At 61.1% G+C, this 18,859-nt stretch carries 21 protein-coding genes; 12 read left to right on the top strand and 9 right to left on the bottom strand.

The features are described from left to right. Window positions 1-861 (bottom strand): nickel/cobalt efflux transporter, encoded by an 861-nt coding sequence (locus JNO51_RS06810; RefSeq protein WP_215782256.1) that lies wholly within the window; start codon window positions 859-861, stop codon window positions 1-3. A 118-nt stretch (window positions 862-979) separates the two neighbouring features. Here JNO51_RS06810 and JNO51_RS06805 point away from each other — a divergent pair, with 118 nt between their 5' ends. Together JNO51_RS06805 and JNO51_RS06800 are read left to right on the top strand one after the other, a co-directional pair. After that, window positions 980-1,252 carry a metal/formaldehyde-sensitive transcriptional repressor gene (locus tag JNO51_RS06805; RefSeq protein ID WP_215782255.1) on the top strand — a complete coding sequence of 91 codons (273 nt, stop codon included), beginning with the start codon at window positions 980-982 and terminating at the stop codon, window positions 1,250-1,252. An 86-nt stretch (window positions 1,253-1,338) separates the two neighbouring features. Then, complete coding sequence (locus JNO51_RS06800; protein WP_215782254.1) at window positions 1,339-3,312, top strand: U32 family peptidase; 1,974 nt, start codon at window positions 1,339-1,341, stop codon at window positions 3,310-3,312. Here JNO51_RS06800 and JNO51_RS06795 read toward each other — a convergent pair. Then, window positions 3,296-4,717, bottom strand: coding sequence for an amidase (locus JNO51_RS06795; protein ID WP_215782253.1), 1,422 nt, complete (start codon window positions 4,715-4,717; stop codon window positions 3,296-3,298). The two genes, JNO51_RS06800 and JNO51_RS06795, sit on opposite strands and share 17 nt — an antisense overlap. Before the next feature lie 127 nt (window positions 4,718-4,844). On the opposite strand from JNO51_RS06795, the gene JNO51_RS06790 reads away from it, so the two are divergent. The 4 genes from JNO51_RS06790 (at window position 4,845) to JNO51_RS06775 (ending at window position 7,851) form a co-directional block, all read left to right on the top strand. Further along, window positions 4,845-5,351: a VOC family protein gene (locus JNO51_RS06790; protein ID WP_215782252.1), complete on the top strand. Its 507-nt coding sequence runs from the start codon at window positions 4,845-4,847 to the stop codon at window positions 5,349-5,351. Between the two features lie 53 nt (window positions 5,352-5,404). Next, entirely contained in the window at window positions 5,405-6,709 is a 1,305-nt protein-coding gene (locus tag JNO51_RS06785) for a M20/M25/M40 family metallo-hydrolase (protein WP_215782251.1), read from the top strand. A 237-nt stretch (window positions 6,710-6,946) separates the two neighbouring features. Further along, on the top strand, window positions 6,947-7,183 hold the full coding sequence (locus JNO51_RS06780; protein ID WP_215782250.1) for a hypothetical protein: 237 nt from the start codon (window positions 6,947-6,949) through the stop codon (window positions 7,181-7,183). Between the two features lie 65 nt (window positions 7,184-7,248). Beyond that, window positions 7,249-7,851 carry a hypothetical protein gene (locus JNO51_RS06775; RefSeq protein ID WP_215782249.1) on the top strand — a complete coding sequence of 201 codons (603 nt, stop codon included), beginning with the start codon at window positions 7,249-7,251 and terminating at the stop codon, window positions 7,849-7,851. An 81-nt stretch (window positions 7,852-7,932) separates the two neighbouring features. Here JNO51_RS06775 and pepT read toward each other — a convergent pair whose 3' ends face one another. Further along, entirely contained in the window at window positions 7,933-9,162 is a 1,230-nt protein-coding gene (gene pepT, locus JNO51_RS06770; RefSeq protein ID WP_215782248.1) for a peptidase T, read from the bottom strand. A gap of 227 nt (window positions 9,163-9,389) precedes the next feature. Here pepT and JNO51_RS06765 point away from each other — a divergent pair, with 227 nt between their 5' ends. The 6 genes from JNO51_RS06765 (at window position 9,390) to JNO51_RS06740 (ending at window position 14,642) form a co-directional block, all read left to right on the top strand. Further along, window positions 9,390-9,953 carry a flavin reductase family protein gene (locus JNO51_RS06765; protein ID WP_215782247.1) on the top strand — a complete coding sequence of 188 codons (564 nt, stop codon included), beginning with the start codon at window positions 9,390-9,392 and terminating at the stop codon, window positions 9,951-9,953. A gap of 77 nt (window positions 9,954-10,030) precedes the next feature. Beyond that, on the top strand, window positions 10,031-10,837 hold the full coding sequence (locus tag JNO51_RS06760) for an ABC transporter substrate-binding protein (RefSeq protein WP_215782246.1): 807 nt from the start codon (window positions 10,031-10,033) through the stop codon (window positions 10,835-10,837). A 170-nt stretch (window positions 10,838-11,007) separates the two neighbouring features. After that, window positions 11,008-12,711 carry a choline dehydrogenase gene (betA, locus tag JNO51_RS06755; protein ID WP_215782245.1) on the top strand — a complete coding sequence of 568 codons (1,704 nt, stop codon included), beginning with the start codon at window positions 11,008-11,010 and terminating at the stop codon, window positions 12,709-12,711. A gap of 49 nt (window positions 12,712-12,760) precedes the next feature. Continuing rightward, a complete protein-coding gene (locus JNO51_RS06750; protein WP_215782244.1) occupies window positions 12,761-13,171 on the top strand; it encodes a hypothetical protein in 411 nt (136 codons plus the stop codon). Between the two features lie 149 nt (window positions 13,172-13,320). Further along, window positions 13,321-13,569 carry a hypothetical protein gene (locus JNO51_RS06745; RefSeq protein ID WP_215782243.1) on the top strand — a complete coding sequence of 83 codons (249 nt, stop codon included), beginning with the start codon at window positions 13,321-13,323 and terminating at the stop codon, window positions 13,567-13,569. A 155-nt stretch (window positions 13,570-13,724) separates the two neighbouring features. Beyond that, window positions 13,725-14,642 (top strand): hypothetical protein, encoded by a 918-nt coding sequence (locus tag JNO51_RS06740; protein WP_215782242.1) that lies wholly within the window; start codon window positions 13,725-13,727, stop codon window positions 14,640-14,642. 53 nt (window positions 14,643-14,695) lie between these two features. On the opposite strand, the gene JNO51_RS06735 is transcribed toward JNO51_RS06740, so the two are convergent. From JNO51_RS06735 to JNO51_RS06710, 6 genes are all read right to left on the bottom strand, one after another. Further along, window positions 14,696-14,911, bottom strand: coding sequence for a hypothetical protein (locus JNO51_RS06735; protein ID WP_215782241.1), 216 nt, complete (start codon window positions 14,909-14,911; stop codon window positions 14,696-14,698). 356 nt (window positions 14,912-15,267) lie between these two features. After that, window positions 15,268-15,483 (bottom strand): hypothetical protein, encoded by a 216-nt coding sequence (locus JNO51_RS06730; RefSeq protein ID WP_215782240.1) that lies wholly within the window; start codon window positions 15,481-15,483, stop codon window positions 15,268-15,270. 215 nt (window positions 15,484-15,698) lie between these two features. Beyond that, window positions 15,699-15,914, bottom strand: coding sequence for a hypothetical protein (locus JNO51_RS06725; RefSeq protein WP_215782239.1), 216 nt, complete (start codon window positions 15,912-15,914; stop codon window positions 15,699-15,701). A gap of 215 nt (window positions 15,915-16,129) precedes the next feature. Then, the gene (locus JNO51_RS06720; RefSeq protein WP_215782238.1) at window positions 16,130-16,345 is read right to left on the bottom strand and encodes a hypothetical protein; all 216 of its coding nucleotides are present in this window, start codon (window positions 16,343-16,345) and stop codon (window positions 16,130-16,132) included. A gap of 145 nt (window positions 16,346-16,490) precedes the next feature. Next, on the bottom strand, window positions 16,491-17,723 hold the full coding sequence (locus JNO51_RS06715) for an MFS transporter (RefSeq protein ID WP_215782237.1): 1,233 nt from the start codon (window positions 17,721-17,723) through the stop codon (window positions 16,491-16,493). 169 nt (window positions 17,724-17,892) lie between these two features. After that, window positions 17,893-18,858 carry an ABC transporter permease gene (locus JNO51_RS06710; RefSeq protein WP_215782236.1) on the bottom strand — a complete coding sequence of 322 codons (966 nt, stop codon included), beginning with the start codon at window positions 18,856-18,858 and terminating at the stop codon, window positions 17,893-17,895. Window position 18,859 lies beyond the last annotated feature (1 nt).

Below are 18,859 nucleotides of genomic sequence, written 5' to 3'. Positions count from 1 at the left end.
TCAGACCAGCTGCCACAGACCGCTTCCCGCCACATAGAACCCCACCAGCACAATCAGGCTGCCCGACAGATAGGGCGCCTTGCGGGCGAATTGCCCGAAGCCCTGCCAGCGCCCGGCAAGGTGCTTGAGACTCAACGCGGCCAGCACCCCTGAGGCCACCAGGGTCAGGGCCAGGCCGACACTGAAACACAATACCAGGACAGCCCCCAGTGCCAGTTGCTTGAGCTGCAGGCACAGCAACAGCACCGTGATGGAGGCCGGGCAGGGAATCAACCCGCCGGTCAGGCCGAACAGCACGATCTGCCCGGTCGTCACCTGACGGTGAGCAAAGCGGCGCCGGATCTCCTCGGCATGCGCCCGCTCATGGGCGTCCTGCGCCTCGTGCGTGATGTGCAGCAGGCCGGGCTGGGCCACCGCGGCCGCCGGGACGGGACGGTAGCGGACCGCACCTGCCACGCGGGGTGTGGCATGGGGTGCGTGGTCATGGTGGTGATGATCATGGTCATGATGGTGATGGCCGTGCTGGTCGCGCCAGGTGCGCCACAGCATCCATAGCGCCACACCGAGGATCAACAGGCCGGAGATCAGCTGAAAATACGGCTCGCTGGTTTCGGCGCTCCAGCGCCCGCCGAAGGACAGGCCGGCCATGGCCACGGCCCAGACCACGGCGGTATGGGACAGGGTGGCGGACAGGCCGAGCAGCACGGCCTGTGCCACGGTGCCGCGAATGGCCACGATGAACGCGGCCATCATGGTTTTGGAGTGGCCTGGTTCCAGGCCATGCAGGGCGCCCAGCAAGATAGCGCTGGGGACGAACAGCCAGGCATTACCCTGCTGCAGTAAAGCAATGAAGCTCGGCATGACACGCCTCGATGAGTAAAATCATGCGGCCCATCATACTCCCCCTGAGTATAAAAATACTACCCCCCTGTATTTTTATGCTAAATTCTGATACTCATTAAGATTGGAGCATTGTCGTATGTCGCACACCATCCGCGATCAGGCCAAGTTACTGGCGCGCGTGCGCCGCCTGCATGGCCAGACGGCCGCCCTGGAGAAGTTGCTGACCAACGGCACCGAGTGTGGTGCGGTGTTGCAGCAGATTGCCGCGATTCGCGGCGCGGTGAACGGTCTGATGGGGGCGGTCATCGAGGGTCATCTGAGCGAGCATCTGGTCAATCAGCCGGATCAGACTCAGCGTGAGCAGGATCTCGATGTGGTGCTGCAGGTCATCAAGTCCTATCTGAAATAATGGCCGGGTGCGGCAGAATCCTGTCACACCCAAGCCCATGATTCCGTTATAATTCCGCCCCTCGCTTGTCTTTGCAGGAATGTCCCATGAGTCTGTTGTCGCATCAGGTCGAGCTGCTCGCGCCGGCCAAAACCGTCGAAATCGGCCGCGAGGCCATTTTGCATGGCGCCGACGCCGTGTATATCGGCGGTCCGAGCTTTGGCGCGCGCCACAATGCCTGCAACAGCGTGAGCGACATTGCCGGGCTGACCCGCTTTGCCCATCAGTACCATGCGCGCATTTTTGCCACGCTCAATACCATCCTGCACGACGCCGAGCTGGAGGCCGCACGCAAGCTGATCTGGCAGTTGTACGATGCCGGGGTGGATGCCCTGATCATTCAGGACATGGGGATTGTGGAAATGGATCTGCCGCCGATCCAGCTGCATGCCTCGACGCAGTGCGATATTCGTGACGCAGCCAAGGCCCGCTTCCTGGCGGATGCGGGTTTCTCGCAGCTGGTGCTGGCGCGCGAGCTGTCGATTGCGCAAATTCGCGAGATTGCCGCCCGGCTGGACGGCGAAACCACGCTGGAATACTTCATCCACGGGGCCTTGTGTGTGGCGTTTTCCGGTCAGTGCTATATCAGCCACGCCGAAACCGGCCGCAGCGCCAACCGTGGCGATTGTTCGCAGGCCTGTCGCCTGCCCTATACCCTGACCGACCAGAAAGGCGGGGTGATCGCTTTCGACAAGCATCTGCTGTCGATGAAGGACAATAACCAGAGTCGCAATCTGGAAGCCCTGCTGGACGCCGGTGTGCGCTCGCTGAAGATCGAGGGTCGCTACAAGGACGTCAGCTACGTCAAGAACATCACCGCGCATTACCGTCTGTTGCTGGATGAAATTTTCGAGCGCCGCCCGGAACTGGCGCCGGCCTCCAGTGGCAGCAGCGAGATCTTTTTTACCCCGGACCCGGACAAGACCTTCCACCGCGGCAGCACGGATTACTTTGCCAGCGGCCGGCAGATCGATATCGGTGCGTTTGACTCGCCGAAGTTTGTCGGCGTGGCGCTGGGCACGGTGCATCAGGTCGGACCGAACTGGCTGGAGATCGCCACGCAGGAGGCCATGAGCAACGGTGATGGCATCAGTTATCTGCACAAGCGCGAAGTGATCGGCATGCAGCTCAACACCGTCAAGGCGGTTGGCCATGACAGCGAGGGCGTGCCGGTGTGGCGCTGCCAGCCGAACGACCCGGCCCTGCTGGCGGGCCTGCGCCCCGGTATCGAGCTGAGCCGCAACCGTGATCATGCCTGGGAGCTGGCGCTGCTCAAGCCGTCGGCCGAGCGCCGCATCGGACTGTGGGCAAGGCTGCGCGAGCAGGCCGACGGGCTGACGCTCAGCCTGACCGATGCCGATGGCTGCATGGCCGAGGCCAGCGTCGCCATCGCCCTGGAGCCCGCCAAGGATGCCGGGCGTGCACGCCAGTCATTGCTGGATGGTCTGGGCAAGCTGGGCAACAGCTGCTTTATCGCTCATGACATCCAGCTTGAGTTGTCTCAGCCCTGGTTTGTCCCGGCGTCGGTCATCAACGGCCTGCGCCGGGATGCCGTGGCCGCGCTGGAGGCGGCGCGTCTGGCTGCCTGGCAGCGTCCACCGCGCAAGGCGGCGGCCTCGCCTGCCCCGGTCTATCCGGAAAACACCCTGAGCTATCTGGCCAATGTCTATAACGAGCTGGCCTGGCAGTTTTACCGCAAGCATGGTGTTGAAGTGATTGAGCCGGCCTACGAGGCGCACGAGGAAGCCGGCGAGGTGAGCCTGATGATCACCAAGCATTGCCTGCGTTTCAGCTTCAATCTGTGTCCGAAGCAGGCCAAGGGCGTCAAGGGGGTGATGGGTCAGGTGCGCGCCGATCCGCTGGTGCTGAAATCGGGCAGCGAGACCTATACCCTCAAGTTTGAATGCCGTCCGTGCGAGATGCACGTGATGGGCAAGATGAAAAAGCATGTCCTGAAGTCACCACCGCCGAGCGAGATTCCGGCGGTGGCACCCCTCACCTTCTTCAAGCAGCGCCCCTGAGCGGCGTCAGGGCAGCCTGCACCCGCTCGGCGGCTGCCAGCAGCGCTGACTCGTTACCCGGTGCGCACACCAGCATCACGCTGGGCGGCAGGCCGGTTGCCGGGTCGGCAAAGCGCCAGCCCGGCACGGCGATGGCCGGCAGATCGGCGTAGTTGCACAGCGCCAGCGGGCTGAGCTGGCGATTCAGGCCAGGGCGCAGGCTGCGGCGATTCATTTCGCCGTGCGGCGGCGCCAGCAGCCCCATGGTCGGCAACAGCAGGATGCCATCTTCTCCCAGAATGCTGCGGTAGAGTTCACGCACGGTCTGGAAACGACCGATCAGCCGCTCGGCCTGGGCCGCGCTGCGCGGCCGGGTCAGTCGCCCGCTGGTCGCGGCGTACACCAGCCACATGAACATGCCGCGATCAATGCCCGGTCGTCCGGTGAGCTGGCGCCAGGCCTCTGCCAGCAGATGGAAGGAGCGCCCGCCACTGCGCAACAGCCCGTACCAGTCGTCCTGCAAGTCGTGCAGCAACATCGGGGCCATCAGGTCATACAGGGCCGCCACTTCGTCAAAGCGCTGTTGCTCTGCCTGCATGCCGTCCGCCAGCAAGGCCGTGCGGGCCGCGGCCAGGGCCTGTTCGATGCAGGCAGACTCGGGACGCCAGGGGAAGGCATCGGCGTCAATCAGCCGCAGTGTCCTGAGCGGCGGCGCTTCGGGCAGGGTCTGGCCACTCAGCACCTGATATACCAGCCGGGCATCACGGACCGAGCGGGTGATCGGGCCGACGGCCAGCCAGCTGTCGGTAAAGCCGGCTATGGTCGGCCAGCAGCCCTGCTTGGGCACGGCCGCAGAGGCCGGCTTGAAGCCGACCACGCCACAAAAGGCTGCCGGGATGCGGATCGAGCCCAGGATGTCGGATCCCACCCCAAACGCCACGGCGCCACTGGCGACCATCACGGCATCGCCGCCCGAAGAGCCACCGGCGACCCGCGACGGGTCGAGCGGGTTGCGGGTCAGGCCATAGCGCGGATTGCTGCTTTCGGCGGTCATGGCGAATTCCGGCACATTCCCGCGCGCCATGATCACGGCGCCGGCGGCCTTGATTCGCGCCACCACCGGCGAATCCTCGCCAGGCACGATCGGCCGCATATAGTTCGAACCTGCGGTGATCGCCTGCCCGGCGATGCCGAGGGTTTCTTTCACAGAACAGGGCAAACCGTGCAGTACGCCGTCGGGCAGCGTTGCCAGCTGATCCATGGCCTCCTGGCGCAGGACGTGGCTGGCGGGATTGAGCCGGGGCTGGATGTCGTCCAGCAGACCCAGGTGGCGGTTCAACTGTTTTTCGAGGCAAAAATCGTCCTGCTGACGTTGCTGCAACAACGCGGTGGCATCCGGCAAGGCATAGGGCTGGAGGGTAGACATGGCGGATTCTCGGCAAGGTTTCTCCACGTCACTGATACCACATTGGCATAACCATAACCAGTAGAGGGCTGAACAAATGTCGCGCTCACGCTAGACTGAGGCCCTTTTTCGTCAGATCAGGTGAACCATGGGTATCAAGCGACTCAACCATGCGGTGCTCTACGTCAGTGACGTCAGCCGCAGCAGTGATTTCTACCGCGAGGTGCTGGGCTTTCGTGCCAAACCGGGCGCCCAGCCGGACCGGGCGGTGTTTGCCCAGGCAGCCGATTCGGATAATGACCATGATCTGGCGCTGTTTGCCCGCAATCTGGGCCAGCAGCGTGCCGGGGTGTTCAGCCCGCGCGGCGAAACGCCGGGCGCGCACGAGCCGCCGGCGGGTCTGTATCACCTGGCCTGGGAAGTGGACACACTGCAGGAACTAAAGCGGATTCGTGACCAGCTGGCAGCCATCGGCAAGCTGGGCCTGGAAGAAGACCATGGGGTGCACAAGAGTGTGTACGGCCATGACCCGGATGGTTTGCTGTTCGAAGTCACCTGGTTTGTGCCGGCAGACCGGTTGACCGAGGCGGACCGGCACAGCGATGGCACACTGGACTGGGATCGTGAGCTGGCCCGGTTTGCCCGTCAGGAATAAGCGTCCTCGGGCGACTATACTCTCCCTCTCTCATATCGCCGCAGGACACACCCATGCGCCTATCGCTCTTCCCTGCCTTGTGGATACTGGTATCCGCCTCCCTCGCCATGGCAGCCCCACCGACGCCGCTGCCAGCCATGCTGCAACATGCCCAAGCGGCGCAACAGGGACAACTGCAGTGGCTGGCGACACTGGTCAATCAGTCAAGCAACACGAGCGATGCCCAAGGTGTTCGACTTGTCGGCGAGCTGGTGCGCCCACGTCTGGAAGCTCTGGGTTTCGAGACCCACTGGCAGGACTTGCCTGCGGAAACCGGCCATGCCGGCACCCTGGTTGCTCGCCACCCCGGCTCGCGCGGACCACACTTGTTACTGATCGGCCATTTGGATACCGTTTTGCCCGCAGACACGCCATCAGGGCGGTTTCAACTGAGTGCCGATGGCAAAACGGCAACTGGCTCTGGCGTCATCGACGACAAGGGTGGGCTGGTGGTGATGGTCGGCGCACTGGAAGCCCTGCAGTCGGTGGGGGAGCTGAACGATGCGGCCATCACGATCATCCTGACGGGCGACGAGGAGCAGGCGGCCCGGCCCGTCTCGGCGTCACGACGGGCGCTGATAGAGGCCGCCAACGACAGCACCATCGCGCTCGGCTTTGAGTTTTCGCTGGCGCCGGATGAAATGGTGATCGGGCGGCGTGGACTGGATGAATGGATCATTCAGAGTAGCGGCCAGTCGAGACACTCCTCCACCCTGTTTGCGCCTGATAGCGGGACAGGAGCGATCTACGAACTGGCCCGGATACTGGATGCATTGCGTCAGCGGCAGGCCGACTTCCCGGGGCTAACTCTCAACCCTGGCCTTTTGCTGGGCGGCCAGCAAGTCAGCGAGAATGCCGAAGGCAGTCAGGGTCAGGCCAGTGGCCAGAAAACCATCATTGCCGCCAGTGCGCTGGCGCATGGCGATGCCCGCTTCAGTGATGAAGGCCAACGCGCTGCGGCACGCGACATGTTGCAGCAGTTGACCCGTACATCCTTGCCCGGTACGCGCAGCCAACTGCAATGGCTACCGCGGATGCCGGCAATGACTGCCACGCAGGGCAACCTGGCGCTGCTCGACGCCATGAGCGCTCTGAACCAACAACTGGGTGGCCCAACCTTGCACGCCGTTCCACCAGCAAACCGTGGGGGTGCGGATATCTCTTATATCGCAAACAAAGTGAAGGCCGCGCTAGATGGTCTTGGCCCCTGGGGACAGGGGGCTCATAGCAAGCAGGAAACCCTGCAAACCGAATCCTTACCCTGGGCAACAGCGCGCGCCGCCGCATTGATCTGGCAACTGCAGCATATGACGCCATGACGTTGTTGTAAAAAAACCACCCAGGCCCGCGCCAACTAACAACACTTTCAATTATTGTTAATCATTGAACGGCAAGCTGCTGTTCGGGCGCTTTCAGATCTTATTTTAAATCAATACTTATCCTGCATGTCACAAACGCTGTGATATAACCAACAATGACTGACGGTCATCGGCGTGCTCATCCCCCCGACGATCGGGCAGGCCATCCATTGTGCTGGTGATTTCAAAGAGGAAGCGATGAAACCGCGACTGATGCCGGACTTGCAGGAAGCCATCGAGCTGACCCGATTCTGGACCGACTTCGAGCCATCGGATGTCGACATCGAGCAGCATCGCATCGTGTCATGCATCCTGCTGGCCTATATCGATATTCTGGAGCAGGAGATCGATCGCCTGCGCTCGCTGTATCCGGAGGATGTCCATGGCCTGCAATTGCACGACCCGACGCCCTATACACCGCCGACCGGACGCTGACGCCGACCTGGTGCCGCAGACGCCCCGCTCTGCTATGATATCCGGGAAAAAGGGCGGGCATTCTCATGAAAAAAATATGCATGGTTCTGGCCCTGCTGCCAGCCATCCTGCTGACGGGGTGCAATGCATCGGGCGGCACCTCCGAGCACGACCAGCAAGACGTGACCGACACCACCTACTTCAAGGCGCAGGCCATCCTGCAATCCTTGTCCTGTCCGCTGCCTGCCGGCATGCGTGCCTTTACACCGCTGCACAATATCGGGGCGGATGACGTCAAACGCCAGGCGCTGGCGCGATCGTATGTCGAGCTGAAACGGCGCGAGACGCAGGGTTCCTGGCAGTCTGCCGCGCAATACTTCAATCAGGATCAGTACGCTGCCGACAACTGGAAGCGCCGCATGCAGGACAATCTGGCCGCCATCAACGACAGCATGCAGACCTATCGCAAGAACAATTACAACTTTGCCACGCCGCTGGATGAGTACGTTCAGTCGCAGGCCGATCAGTACCGTCATGCCTGCCAGCAGTACCTGCGTGCCAATGCGGAGTGGGTGGCCAAGGATCGTGATCTGGCGGCCTTGCGCAAGGAAAAGAAGCAGCCGTGGCTGAGCCCGGATCGTCCCCTCACCTGCTCCATGCTGGCCAGCAAGGGCTGCTACGACGACTGAGGTCAAGGGGGCAGGCCGCTGCGGTCCTCCCCAACAAAAAAGGGTGCCCGAGGCACCCTTTTGCACGCGACACCAGCCCGCTTAGCGCGCGCGGTCGGCGGTCAGCTCGGCAATGCGCATGATGACGGCGACTGCCTTCTCCATGCCTTGCAGGGTGACAAACTCGTGCTTGCCGTGGAAGTTGTAGCCGCCGGTGAACAGATTGGGGCACGGCAGGCCACGGAAGGATAGCTGGGCACCGTCGGTACCACCGCGGATCGGGCACATTTCCGGTTCGATCGCGAGGTCGATCATGGCCTGGCGGGCAATGTCCACCACATGCGGGAACTTGGCCACTTCATCGCGCATATTGGCGTAGGAGTCTTTCAGCGTGACATCGATATGGCAGTCGCTTGGCAGGCCCTGGGCCACCTGGGCGCAAATGTCCTGGATGCGGGTTTTGCGGGCGGCAAAGTTGTCTCGGTCGAAGTCGCGGATGATGTAGTTCATCTCGGCCTTCTCCACCGTGCCGTTGAGCGAGATCAGGTGGAAGAAGCCCTGATAGCCCTCGGTGTGTTCCGGGGTTTCTTCTGCCGGCAGCATCTGGTGAATCCGGGTGGCCAGGGTCATGGCGTTGACCATCACATCCTTGGCGCTGCCGGGGTGCACATTGTTGCCGTAGATCTTGATGTTGGCCGAAGCCGCATTGAAGTTTTCCGCTTCCAGTTCGCCGACACCGCCGCCATCCACGGTATAGGCCCACTCGGCACCAAAGGCCGGCACATCGAAATGTTGGGCGCCCTTGCCGATTTCTTCATCCGGGGTGAAGGCAAAGCGGATGGAGCCGTGCGGGCGGTTCTGTTCGCGCAGGCGCAGCATGGCGGTGATGATCTCGGTCACACCGGACTTGTCGTCGGAACCCAGCAGCGTGGTGCCGTCGGTGGTGATCAGCGTCTGGCCGATCAGCTGGTTGAGTACCGGGAAACGCGCCGGGGACAGCACTTCGCCGCTGGTGCCGAGTTTGATCTCGCCACCCTGGTAGTTTTCCACGATTTGCGGCTTGACGTTCTTGCCACTGCAATCCGGCGCGGTATCCAGGTGGGCGATGAAGCCGATCACCGGCACGGGCCAGTTGACGTTGGATGGCAGGGTGGCCATGACACAGCCTTTTTCATTCAGTGACACTTCTTCGAAACCGAGTTCGGTCAGTTCCTTGAAAAGTGCACGGGCCAGATTCAGCTGGCCATCGGTGCTGGGCACGCGATCGGCCTCGGGATCAGATTGGGTATCGACTGCGACGTAGCGGAAGAACCGTTCGAGAATATTATCCATTTTGTCCTCAATGATGAGCGTTTTTTGTCATTGTGCATGCAATATGAGGCAGAAATCTTGCGGTACATCATAAAGCCGGCAATCACACGGCATAGCCGCGATGCGACGATCCGGCCACGGTCGGCAGTGAGCCCCGCCGGGCGGGCGCGCTGGCCGGTGAAGCCTTGGCTGCCCCGGGCATTCAGCGTTACCATCGGCGCTTTATTCATGCCGAATTGGTACTGTCCATGAGCAAGCTTCCCTCTTTTGTTGCCGTCGAACTGGCCAAGGCTTACCGCCTGCTCAACCATGGGCCGGTGACCCTGGTCACCAGCGCCCATCAGGGTGAGCGCAACATCATGGCGGCCGCCTGGGCCATGCCGCTGGATTTCGACCCGCCCAAGGTGGCGGTCGTGATCGACCGGCAAACCCGCAGCCGGGAATTGATTGAGGCATCCGGCCGCTTTGCGCTGAACATTCCGACCCGGGCGCTGGCGGCGCAAGTGGTCGCAGTGGGCTCTCGTTCCGGGCGCGATGGCGACAAGTTTGCCGAACAGGGCATCGAGACTTTTCTCGGTCAGAGCGATCTGCCGCTGGTTCAGGGCTGTGCGGCCTGGCTGGAGTGCCGGATCCTGCCGGAGCCGGCCATGGCCGAGCGCTATGATCTGTTTCTGGGGGAAGTGACGGCCGCCTGGGCGGACCCGGCACTGTACAGCGACGGACGCTGGCATTTCCCGGACAGCGACAGCCAGACACTGCATTACATTTCCGGCGGCGCCTTCTTTGCCTCGGGTGACTATTTCGAAGTGTGAGCATGCGGGACAAGGGCTGCCGGTGACAGGCTCATGGGCTAGAATAATGAGAGCTGCATTGTTCCGGAGAGCCAGCCATGCTTCGCTACGGCGGTTTCAGCCCTGCTTCCTCCAGGCGAAGGACAAGCCTGGGGTTTCTGCTGCTCATTGGCATGCTGGCACTGGCTCGTCCGTGTCTGGCCGCGGACAGGGACGTCATCCGTGTCTGTGACGACAATAATTTTGCCCCCTTCCTGATGTCCATTAATGGTGAGACACATGGTGCGACCGCGGAATTAATGCGCCAGATGTTTCTCCGGCTCGGGCTGCGCTATCGCATCACCATCATGCCCTGGCAACGCTGCAAGGCCTATCTGAAGGAAGGGAGTTATGACATGGCGCCGGATGTCACCTATGATCCGGCGCGGTTGCAGGACTTCCGCCTCAGTCAGGCCTATTACCAGACGGCTTCGACTTTCTTTTATCTGCGCAGTCGTTTTCCCAACGGCATGCCGGTCAGACATGCCCGGGAGCTGCTGCCTTATCAGGGCTGCGGTCTGTTCGGGTATTCCTATGCGCGCTATGGCCTGCCTGTCGGCAAGCTGAACACCCACGCCAACAGTTATCAGGAGCTGGTCCGCATGCTGCGCAGCGGTTTGTGCGACTACTTTCTCGGCGAGCAGGAAATCATTCTCGGCAATGCCCTGCCCGGCCCGAACCAGCTGGACATCAACGGGGTGATCATTGGCAAGCTGGATGACGTCGCGCCGAATAGTCTGCATTTCCTGCTGGGACGCCGCGGACCGAATACGGACTGGCTGCTGCCCCAGCTGAATCAGCAAATTGAGCATTTCAACCAGTCCGATACCATGAAGCACCTGGTGGATCAGGCGCTGTCTCCCTGACATTCCGGTCAGTCATGCCCGCCCCGGCGCGGGCTTGCCGAGCGGGTCAGGCGCAGATGGCGTCGGGCTCGCAGCCGTTTCGTATTTCCATATCACATACTCAATGCATTTGTCATTACCAATCCGGCACGCTAGAACAGGACCATTCTGTGAGTCGTCGGAGGCAAAGCATGTCCCGTTGCGAAGAGTTTGATTACATCATTGTCGGTGCCGGCTCAGCCGGATGTGTCATGGCCGCACGCCTGAGCGAGGATGCGGCGGTGAGTGTGTTGTTGCTGGAGGCCGGCGGGCCGGACTGGCGGGCCGACTGGCGCACGCAAATGCCGGCCGCACTGTCATGGCCGTTGCGCGGCACTCGCTACAACTGGGCTTATCAGACCGAGCCGGAACCGCATCTTGGCATGCGCCGCATGCGCCAGCATCGTGGCAAGGGCCTGGGCGGGTCTTCGCTGATCAACAGCATGGTCTACAGCCGCGGCAATGCCCGGGACTATGAGCATTGGGCCAGCCTGCCCGGCCTGGCCGACTGGCGTTACGCGGATTGTCTGCCCTATTTCCGCAAGGCGGAGTGCCATCATGGCGGCATCAATGCCTATCACGGCGGCAGCGGTCCGTTGCAGGTCACGCAGCCCGACTGGCAGCACAGTCCGCTCTATCAGGCCTTTATTCAGGCAGCCATTCAGGCCGGGCACATGCACAGCAGTGATCTGAATGGTTTCCGCCAGGAGGGCTTTGGTCCGCTGGCACGGACGACCACGACCGGCGGGCGCCGCTGCAGCAGTGCCTATGCCTATCTGGACCGGGCTCGCAAGCGCCCCAACCTGACCATCCGCACCCACAGTGTGGCGGATTGTCTGCTGTTGACGGGTCGTCAGGTGCGCGGTGTCCGGGTGATCAGTGGCGATGGTCATGAGGCGGCGTATGCGCGTCGCGAGGTGATTGTCTGCAACGGCGCCATCGGCAGCCCGCTATTGCTGCTGCGCTCCGGGATCGGTCCGGCGGCCGAGCTGGCCGCCATGGGCATCGCGGTCATCGCGCATCTGCCGGGGGTCGGGCACAACCTGCAGGATCATCTGGCCGCCACGCTCCAGTTCACCTGCCATGACGCGGTCTCGCTCACGCCGGCGACCCGCTGGTGGAAGCAGTGGCAAATCGGAGCGCAATGGTTGCTGACGGGTGGCGGACTGGGGGCTTCGAATCAGTTTGAAGCGGGCGGGTTCCTGCGCTCGCATCAGGATTGCGCCTATCCCAATCTGCAGTTCCATTTTCAGCCGCTGGCCGGCCACGATGAGGGCGACGGCGCCCCGCCCGCGCATGGTCTGCAATGCCATGTCGGTCCCATGCGTTCCCCCAGTCGCGGTCAGGTCCGGCTGCGGACACGCCATCCGCTGGACCCGCCCCGGCTTCAGTTCAACTATATGGCGCATGAGGATGACTGGGTCGAATTTCGCCGGGCGATCCGCATCACGCGTGACATCATGTCGCAAAGCGCCCTGGCGCGTTTTCGGCTGGAGGAGCAGCAGCCCGGCAGCGCGGCCTGGCGTGACAGTGATCTGGATTATTTCATCCTGCGCCATGCCGAGTCGGCCCTGCAGCCCTGCGGCAGTTGCAAGATGGGCAGTAGTGCCGATGCCATGGCCGTGGTGGACGGCCAAGGTCGCGTGCATGGCATCGCCGGCTTGCGGGTAGTCGATGCGTCGATCATGCCGCGGATTCTCAGCGGCAATCTGAATGCCGCCACCATCATGCTGGCGGAAAAGATCGCGGATCATGTGCGCGGTCTGCCGCCGCTCCCGCCACAATGGGCCGCGGTGGCTCAGGAGCGAACGATCCCGGTCATACAGCCGCACTTTGATACGTCACTGGCACGCTAATTGCTATTTCTGACAGGACAATGACCACCCAATGGACCCCTAGTCAGCCATGAGCGCGACGCTTGCTACCGTTCAGACCGCCTATGCCAGCCAGACGACTTTTGCCGGACAGGCAGATTTTGCCGCGACAGCGGCAAACCCTGCCCGTAGCGCGTCGCTCAGTCCGGACGAAGCGCTGCCCGAGCCGGGCACGGACTCGACACGGGTGACCTTGTCGCCACAGGCGCGTGCCCTGTTGCAGCAAGAGGCCACGGTGGCTCAGTCGGCCAATGCGCAGGCGAGCAGTTCGACGCAGCTGCAATTTCCGGATGCCGCACTCATGGCTCAGCTGCGTGCCGCCGGCATTCCGCAACAACCCGCCTTCATGCTGAAGGTGGATCCTGTCGATCATCACGTCACGGTCCTGGGGGCTCGCCCCGATGCCGCGCGCATCGCCGCCATGATCAACACCGTGGCCTGATGCGATCGCGGGCCAGATCCTCATCCTGAACTTCGTTTCCCCCTACAAGCAATACACCCATTGACTGACATCCTGTCGGCCGGCGCCATGCCATGCTTTCACGCGTCCCTGAACGGATACGTTGCCGACAACCCAATGAAAGGATGATCATGTCCCGATTGCATTTCCCCCTTGCCAGCCTGTGGCTGCTGGTCTTCGCCAGCCCGCCGGTACTGGCGTCTGATTGCCACCCGACACCGGACTGTTCCGAGGCCAGGATCAGGCAACTGGGTCAGGCCATGCGGGTGGCGCTCAGTAATGAAAAGACCGCCGTCGCCTCCGCCATCCTGCATCAAATCGCCGACTGCGCCTGGCAGCGGCGTCAGGCGCAGGTACAGGCATCGCCCTCTGAACGCTGAGCCACTGACCGCCCCCCATCGGCCCCGGACACCGGGGTCGATTTTTGTCATGGTGAGGCGATTGACGCCCTGCTACACTCACGATCTTTTCAACGCTCCGTCCGCTGGCTGCGAGGCAGTCACGGGTCAGGACGGAACCGCAACCATTTGAAAACATGAAGAATAAATGGACAACACTGGCGCTGCTGGTCATCAGCGTCTGGACAGGCAGCAGCCTGGCGGCCGGGCGCACCTTGCCCGAGTGGCTGGGCGATGCGCTGTTTTGGCAACAACTCGACTGGTATCAGGCCCCGTCTTCGGCGATCTGGCAGGATCGTGGCTGGGTCAGCTATCTGGGCAAGCAGAGCGGCAACACATCGCATGACCGGATTCAGGCGTTCAAGCTCGACGGGATCGACTGGCAGGCGACACTGGATAACAAGGTCGATGGCCAACCCGCGCAGCAACTCACCATTTATTCACCCGGCGAAGACAGTCAGGCGGATCATTGCGGCAATTTGTTCAATTGGGCCATGCATCATTTCGGCCCGCCCACCATCACGGTGGATGGCAGCTATCGTCTGGCGAGCGCGGCCGGCAAGGGGGCGCACAGCTATACGGATCTGCACTATCAATGGGATCTCGGTACCACGCGCATCATCCAGGAGTGCCAGGGGCACAACGGTGAGGATGGCAGCACCATTTTTGCCGCTGCCTCGCTGCGTTTCAGCGCGCTCAGTGCCGGGCACGTGATTCATCCCCTGATCAGCGCCAAGTGCTCCCGCTCGCTGCGACTGAATGATTCGAGCGATATCCCGCTGAAGATGTCGGATATCGTCTTCATCATTGACGAAAATAACGGCTCGATCCGCCGTCCGGATCTGGTGCCGATCCGGGTGCATCAGGTGACAGTCAATCCACAGCTGGTCCGCTTCAGTCTGACGCTGGATCAGTCCAACAATGACTATCAGATCGACCTGCCCGCCGGCACGCTGAATGCCAATATGTCGATTGCCGGGGTGCGTACCGGCCAGGTCAGCGGGCAGTGTCTGCTGACGCCAACCGTCACGACCTCCGGCAAAAATACCCCCTGAGGATTCTTCAGACGAAAAAAAACCCGGGAATCCCGGGTTTTTTTTGCTTTGTCTCAGTGACGGCCGCTGAAGTCCTGGCGCCAGCCGCGTACATCGCCTGCCTTGTCATTGGCCATGGTTTCTTTGCTGCTGGAAACCGTCGTGGTTTGCACGGTATCTTGCACCGGCTTGCCCAGGCGGACCTGGACAGTGGACTCGGTCACTTGGCCACCGGCAAAGGCTGCGGCAGAGAGGGACAACGTTGCGATCATCAGGGTCAGGGTTTTCATGGTCTTGTTCCTTATCAGTTGTTTGGATTGCGGCACCATCAGTGCGGTGAGGCATGGGTCAAACTATACATGCTATATTTATGGCAATAAATATCAATTTATTCACTTCTTTATTTCTTATAGAGAAACAATATCACGGTTGAAAAGCCAGCTGCTTGCCCTCATTGTTTCTGGTCTCTGCAGCAAACACACCCCATGACAACCGCATCAACCTGATGGCACAGGATGGATCTGCCCCATGTACCTTGTTCAGGCTACCGAGCCCGGAGACCAGACCAGCGGCATCCTCTTCTCCCCCTTCAAGACTGGCAGGCATTAAAAAACCCGGTCGCACCGGGTTTTTTAGTCGGGCCATCTTAGCGACGGCTGTTATGTGCAGGATGGCCTGCCATCGCTGCTTCCGCTTGGTCACTGACCGGGTTGCCAAAGGTACTCACATCGTTCGAGGCCTGTGCAGCATGCGGGGACGATTTGCTCATTTGCTGGTGAACAGCGGAATCATTATCCAGGCCACCGGCAAGCGCAGCGGCGGAGAGGGTCATCGTGGCGATCATCATGGTCAGGGTTTTCATGGTTTTGTTCCTTATCAATTGTTTGGATTGCGGCACCATCAGTGCGGTGTGGCATGAGTCAAACTATACATGCATCAATTAAGGCAATAAATATCACTTTATTTTATTACTTGTTCACCAATGCGAAACAATAATCTCGACATGCTGACGACACCCTGGCGTAACAGGCATAAAAAAACCCGGTCGCACCGGGTTTTTTGGGGATCAGCGGCATATTAATGACGGCCGCTGTAGTCCTGGCGCCAGCCGCGTACGTCTTGCGCCTTGTCACTGGCAGCGGTGTCATTGCTGCCCGACACCGTGGTCATTTGCACGGTGTCTTGCACCGGCTTGCCCAGGCGGACCTGGACAGTGGACTCGGTCACCTGGCCACCGGCAAAGGCTGCGGCGGAGAGGCTCATCGTGGCGATCATCATGGTCAGGGTTTTCATGGTCTTGTTCCTTATCTGTTGTTTGGATTGCGGCACCATCAGTGCGGTGTGGCATGAGTCAAACTATACATGCATCGTTTTAGGCAATAAATATCACTTTATTGTCTTACCTGTTCACTCATACGAAACAATACTCTCGACATGCTGACGACACCCTGGCGTAACGGGCATAAAAAAACCCGGTCGCACCGGGTTTTTTTGGGATCAGCGGCATATTAATGACGGCCGCTGTAGTCCTGGCGCCAGCCGCGTACGTCTTGCGCCTTGTCACTGGCAGCGGTGTCATTGCTGCCCGACACCGTGGTCATTTGCACGGTGTCTTGCACCGGCTTGCCCAGGCGAACCTGGACAGTAGACTCGGTCACCTGGCCACCGGCAAAGGCTGCGGCGGAGAGGGTCATCGTGGCGATCATCATGGTCAGGGTTTTCATGGTCTTGTTCCTTATCAGTTGTCTGGATTGCGGCACCATCAGTGCGGTGTGGCATGAGTCAAACTATACATGCATCGGAAAAGACAATAAACACCAATATATTCACCTTATAGTTTACCTAAAAGAAACAAAATACCGACGCTGATCACGCCTTTTGTTGGCGCATGCGATGCAAATCCGGCAGGAACATGGTCAGCAAACCCAGCAGGGGCAAGAAGGCACAGACGTGGTACACGAAGAAAATATCGGTGCGATCTGCCAGCATACCCAGTGCAGCGGCACCGAGCCCGCCCATGCCAAAGGCAAAGCCGAAGAACAGGCCGGAAATGGCCCCGACCTTGCCCGGGACCAGTTCCTGGGCATAGATCAGAATGGCGGAGAAGGCCGAGGCCAGTACCAGGCCAATCACCACGGACAGCACTTCCGTCCAGAACAGGTTGGCATAGGGCATCAACAGGGTGAAGGGGGCCACGCCCAGGATGGAGACCCAGATGACGCGTTTGCGTCCGATTCGGTCTCCGATCGGTCCGCCGATCAGGGTGCCGGCGGCAACGGCAAACAGGAACAGGAAAAGATGCATCTGCGCCGACTGTACGCTGAGCTGGAACTTGCTGATCAGGTAGAAGGTGTAATAGCTGGTCAGACTGGACAGGTAGAAGTACTTGGAGAAGATCAGCATCGCCAGAATGAACAGCGAGAACAGTACGCGTCCGCGCGACAGGCCTTCGCCATACAGCGCGGCACTGGCCGCCTTTTTGGCCTGGGTGCGCTGATGATGGCGGTACCAGTTGCCTACGCCGGAGAGCACCACCATACCGATCAGGGCGGCCAGTCCGAACCAGGCAACGCTGCCCTGCCCGCGCGGCAGGATGATCCAGGCGGCCAGCAGGGGACCAAGCGAAGAACCCAGGTTACCGCCGACCTGGAACACGGATTGCGCCAGGCCGTGACGGCCGCCGGAGGCCATGCGCGCCACGCGCGAGGACTCGGGGTGGAAGATGGACGACCCCATGCCGACCATGGCGGAGGCCAGCAGCAGCGAAGGCATGCTCTGCGCCGACGACAGCAGCATCAGTCCGCAGAGGGTGCTGCCCATGCCGATGGCCAGTGAATAGGGCTGGGGGTGTTTGTCGGTATAGAGCCCGACCAGTGGCTGCAGCAGGGAGGCAGTGATCTGGTAGGTCAGCGTGATCAGGCCGATCTGTGCAAAGCTCAGTTGATGCGCGGTCTTGAGCATCGGGTAGAGCGCAAAGATCAGAGACTGCATCATGTCGTTGAGCAAGTGGGAGAAGCTGATGGCCGCCAGTACGGCCACCGCCAGGCCACCAGCGGCTTTGCCGGCAGTCTGGCCATCCAGGGCAGGTGTCAGGGTTTTCATGAAAATCAATCGCTTGCAGGTAAATGAATCACGTTCTCATTCTAGAGCGGCAGGGAAAACAAATCCTGACAAGCAATATCGCCAATCTGCCAATCTTCGCCGGCTGGCGAAGATAAAAAAACGCCGGCTGAATCCAGCCGGCGTTTTGTCCTGGGAGTCGAAGTGCGGCTTAGCGCGACTTGACGAACGGAATGCCAATCGCCTTGGGGGCCACGGCGCGACCGACGAAGCCGGCCAGCAGCAATACCGTCAGCACGTACGGAATCACCTGGATGAACTGCGACGGAATCTCGCCGATGATCGGCAGGGGCACGCCTTCCAGACGAATCTGTACCGCATCGGCAAAGGCGAACAGCAGACAGCCGAGTACGGCGTAGGTCGGACGCCATTTGCCGAAGATCAGTGCCGCCAGAGCCAGGAAGCCCTTGCCGGCGGTCATTTCCTTGATGAAGGAACCTGTCTGATAGACCGACAGGAAGGCACCGGCCATGCCACACAGCATGCCGTTGCACAGCAGCGCCAGATAGCGGATGCGTGCCACGGAAATACCGGCGGTGTCGGCCGCATGCGGGTTTTCCCCCACGGCGCGCAGACGCAGGCCGAAGCGGCTCTGGTAGACGGTCCAGGTCACCAGGGGCAGCACGATCAGGAAGGTCAGATAGACCAGGATGCAATGCCCGGAAATCAGGCCACTGTAGATCGGCCCCAGTACCGGCACATTGGCCACCGAGTCGGCGAACGGCAGTGTGATTTCGTGGAAGCGCGCCACATCGTCCAGCTGCGGCGAGTTGCCGCCCTGCTGGAACATGGCGAGTCCCAGTACCGGCGTGATCCCGGAGGCAATGGTGTTGACGGCCATGCCGGAAATCAGCTGGTTGCCGTTGTAGGTCACGGAGACCAGTGCGTGCAGCATGGACAGCAGCGTGGCGGCGATCATGCCGGCCAGCAGGCCCAGCCAGGGGTTGCCGGTGTAGAAGGCGACCGCGGCACTGGCAAAGGCGGCGGTGAGCATCTTGCCTTCCAGGCCGATGTCGACGACACCGGAGCGTTCGGAGAACAGGCCGGCCAGTGCGGCCAGCACCAGGGGCGTGGCCACGCGAATGGTCGACGCCAGCAGGCTGATGTACTGATCCATG

The organism is Paludibacterium sp. B53371 (assembly GCF_018802765.1).
GTDB lineage: Bacteria > Pseudomonadota > Gammaproteobacteria > Burkholderiales > Chromobacteriaceae > Paludibacterium.
The sequence above is the reverse complement of the archived record's forward strand: the minus strand, read 5'-3'. Positions and strand labels throughout refer to the sequence as shown.

Excerpts from the sequence above, each read along its gene's own strand:
- JNO51_RS06810 (WP_215782256.1), bottom strand. The coding sequence starts at position 861 with ATGCCGAGCTTCATTGCTTTACTGCAGCAGGGTAATGCCTGGCTGTTC.
- JNO51_RS06805 (WP_215782255.1), top strand. The coding sequence starts at position 980 with ATGTCGCACACCATCCGCGATCAGGCCAAGTTACTGGCGCGCGTGCGC.
- JNO51_RS06800 (WP_215782254.1), top strand. The coding sequence starts at position 1,339 with ATGAGTCTGTTGTCGCATCAGGTCGAGCTGCTCGCGCCGGCCAAAACC.
- JNO51_RS06795 (WP_215782253.1), bottom strand. The coding sequence starts at position 4,717 with ATGTCTACCCTCCAGCCCTATGCCTTGCCGGATGCCACCGCGTTGTTG.
- JNO51_RS06790 (WP_215782252.1), top strand. The coding sequence starts at position 4,845 with ATGGGTATCAAGCGACTCAACCATGCGGTGCTCTACGTCAGTGACGTC.
- JNO51_RS06785 (WP_215782251.1), top strand. The coding sequence starts at position 5,405 with ATGCGCCTATCGCTCTTCCCTGCCTTGTGGATACTGGTATCCGCCTCC.
- JNO51_RS06780 (WP_215782250.1), top strand. The coding sequence starts at position 6,947 with ATGAAACCGCGACTGATGCCGGACTTGCAGGAAGCCATCGAGCTGACC.
- JNO51_RS06775 (WP_215782249.1), top strand. The coding sequence starts at position 7,249 with ATGAAAAAAATATGCATGGTTCTGGCCCTGCTGCCAGCCATCCTGCTG.
- pepT (WP_215782248.1), bottom strand. The coding sequence starts at position 9,162 with ATGGATAATATTCTCGAACGGTTCTTCCGCTACGTCGCAGTCGATACC.
- JNO51_RS06765 (WP_215782247.1), top strand. The coding sequence starts at position 9,390 with ATGAGCAAGCTTCCCTCTTTTGTTGCCGTCGAACTGGCCAAGGCTTAC.
- JNO51_RS06760 (WP_215782246.1), top strand. The coding sequence starts at position 10,031 with ATGCTTCGCTACGGCGGTTTCAGCCCTGCTTCCTCCAGGCGAAGGACA.
- betA (WP_215782245.1), top strand. The coding sequence starts at position 11,008 with ATGTCCCGTTGCGAAGAGTTTGATTACATCATTGTCGGTGCCGGCTCA.
- JNO51_RS06750 (WP_215782244.1), top strand. The coding sequence starts at position 12,761 with ATGAGCGCGACGCTTGCTACCGTTCAGACCGCCTATGCCAGCCAGACG.
- JNO51_RS06745 (WP_215782243.1), top strand. The coding sequence starts at position 13,321 with ATGTCCCGATTGCATTTCCCCCTTGCCAGCCTGTGGCTGCTGGTCTTC.
- JNO51_RS06740 (WP_215782242.1), top strand. The coding sequence starts at position 13,725 with ATGAAGAATAAATGGACAACACTGGCGCTGCTGGTCATCAGCGTCTGG.
- JNO51_RS06735 (WP_215782241.1), bottom strand. The coding sequence starts at position 14,911 with ATGAAAACCCTGACCCTGATGATCGCAACGTTGTCCCTCTCTGCCGCA.
- JNO51_RS06730 (WP_215782240.1), bottom strand. The coding sequence starts at position 15,483 with ATGAAAACCCTGACCATGATGATCGCCACGATGACCCTCTCCGCCGCT.
- JNO51_RS06725 (WP_215782239.1), bottom strand. The coding sequence starts at position 15,914 with ATGAAAACCCTGACCATGATGATCGCCACGATGAGCCTCTCCGCCGCA.
- JNO51_RS06720 (WP_215782238.1), bottom strand. The coding sequence starts at position 16,345 with ATGAAAACCCTGACCATGATGATCGCCACGATGACCCTCTCCGCCGCA.
- JNO51_RS06715 (WP_215782237.1), bottom strand. The coding sequence starts at position 17,723 with ATGAAAACCCTGACACCTGCCCTGGATGGCCAGACTGCCGGCAAAGCC.
- JNO51_RS06710 (WP_215782236.1), bottom strand. The coding sequence starts at position 18,858 with ATGGATCAGTACATCAGCCTGCTGGCGTCGACCATTCGCGTGGCCACG.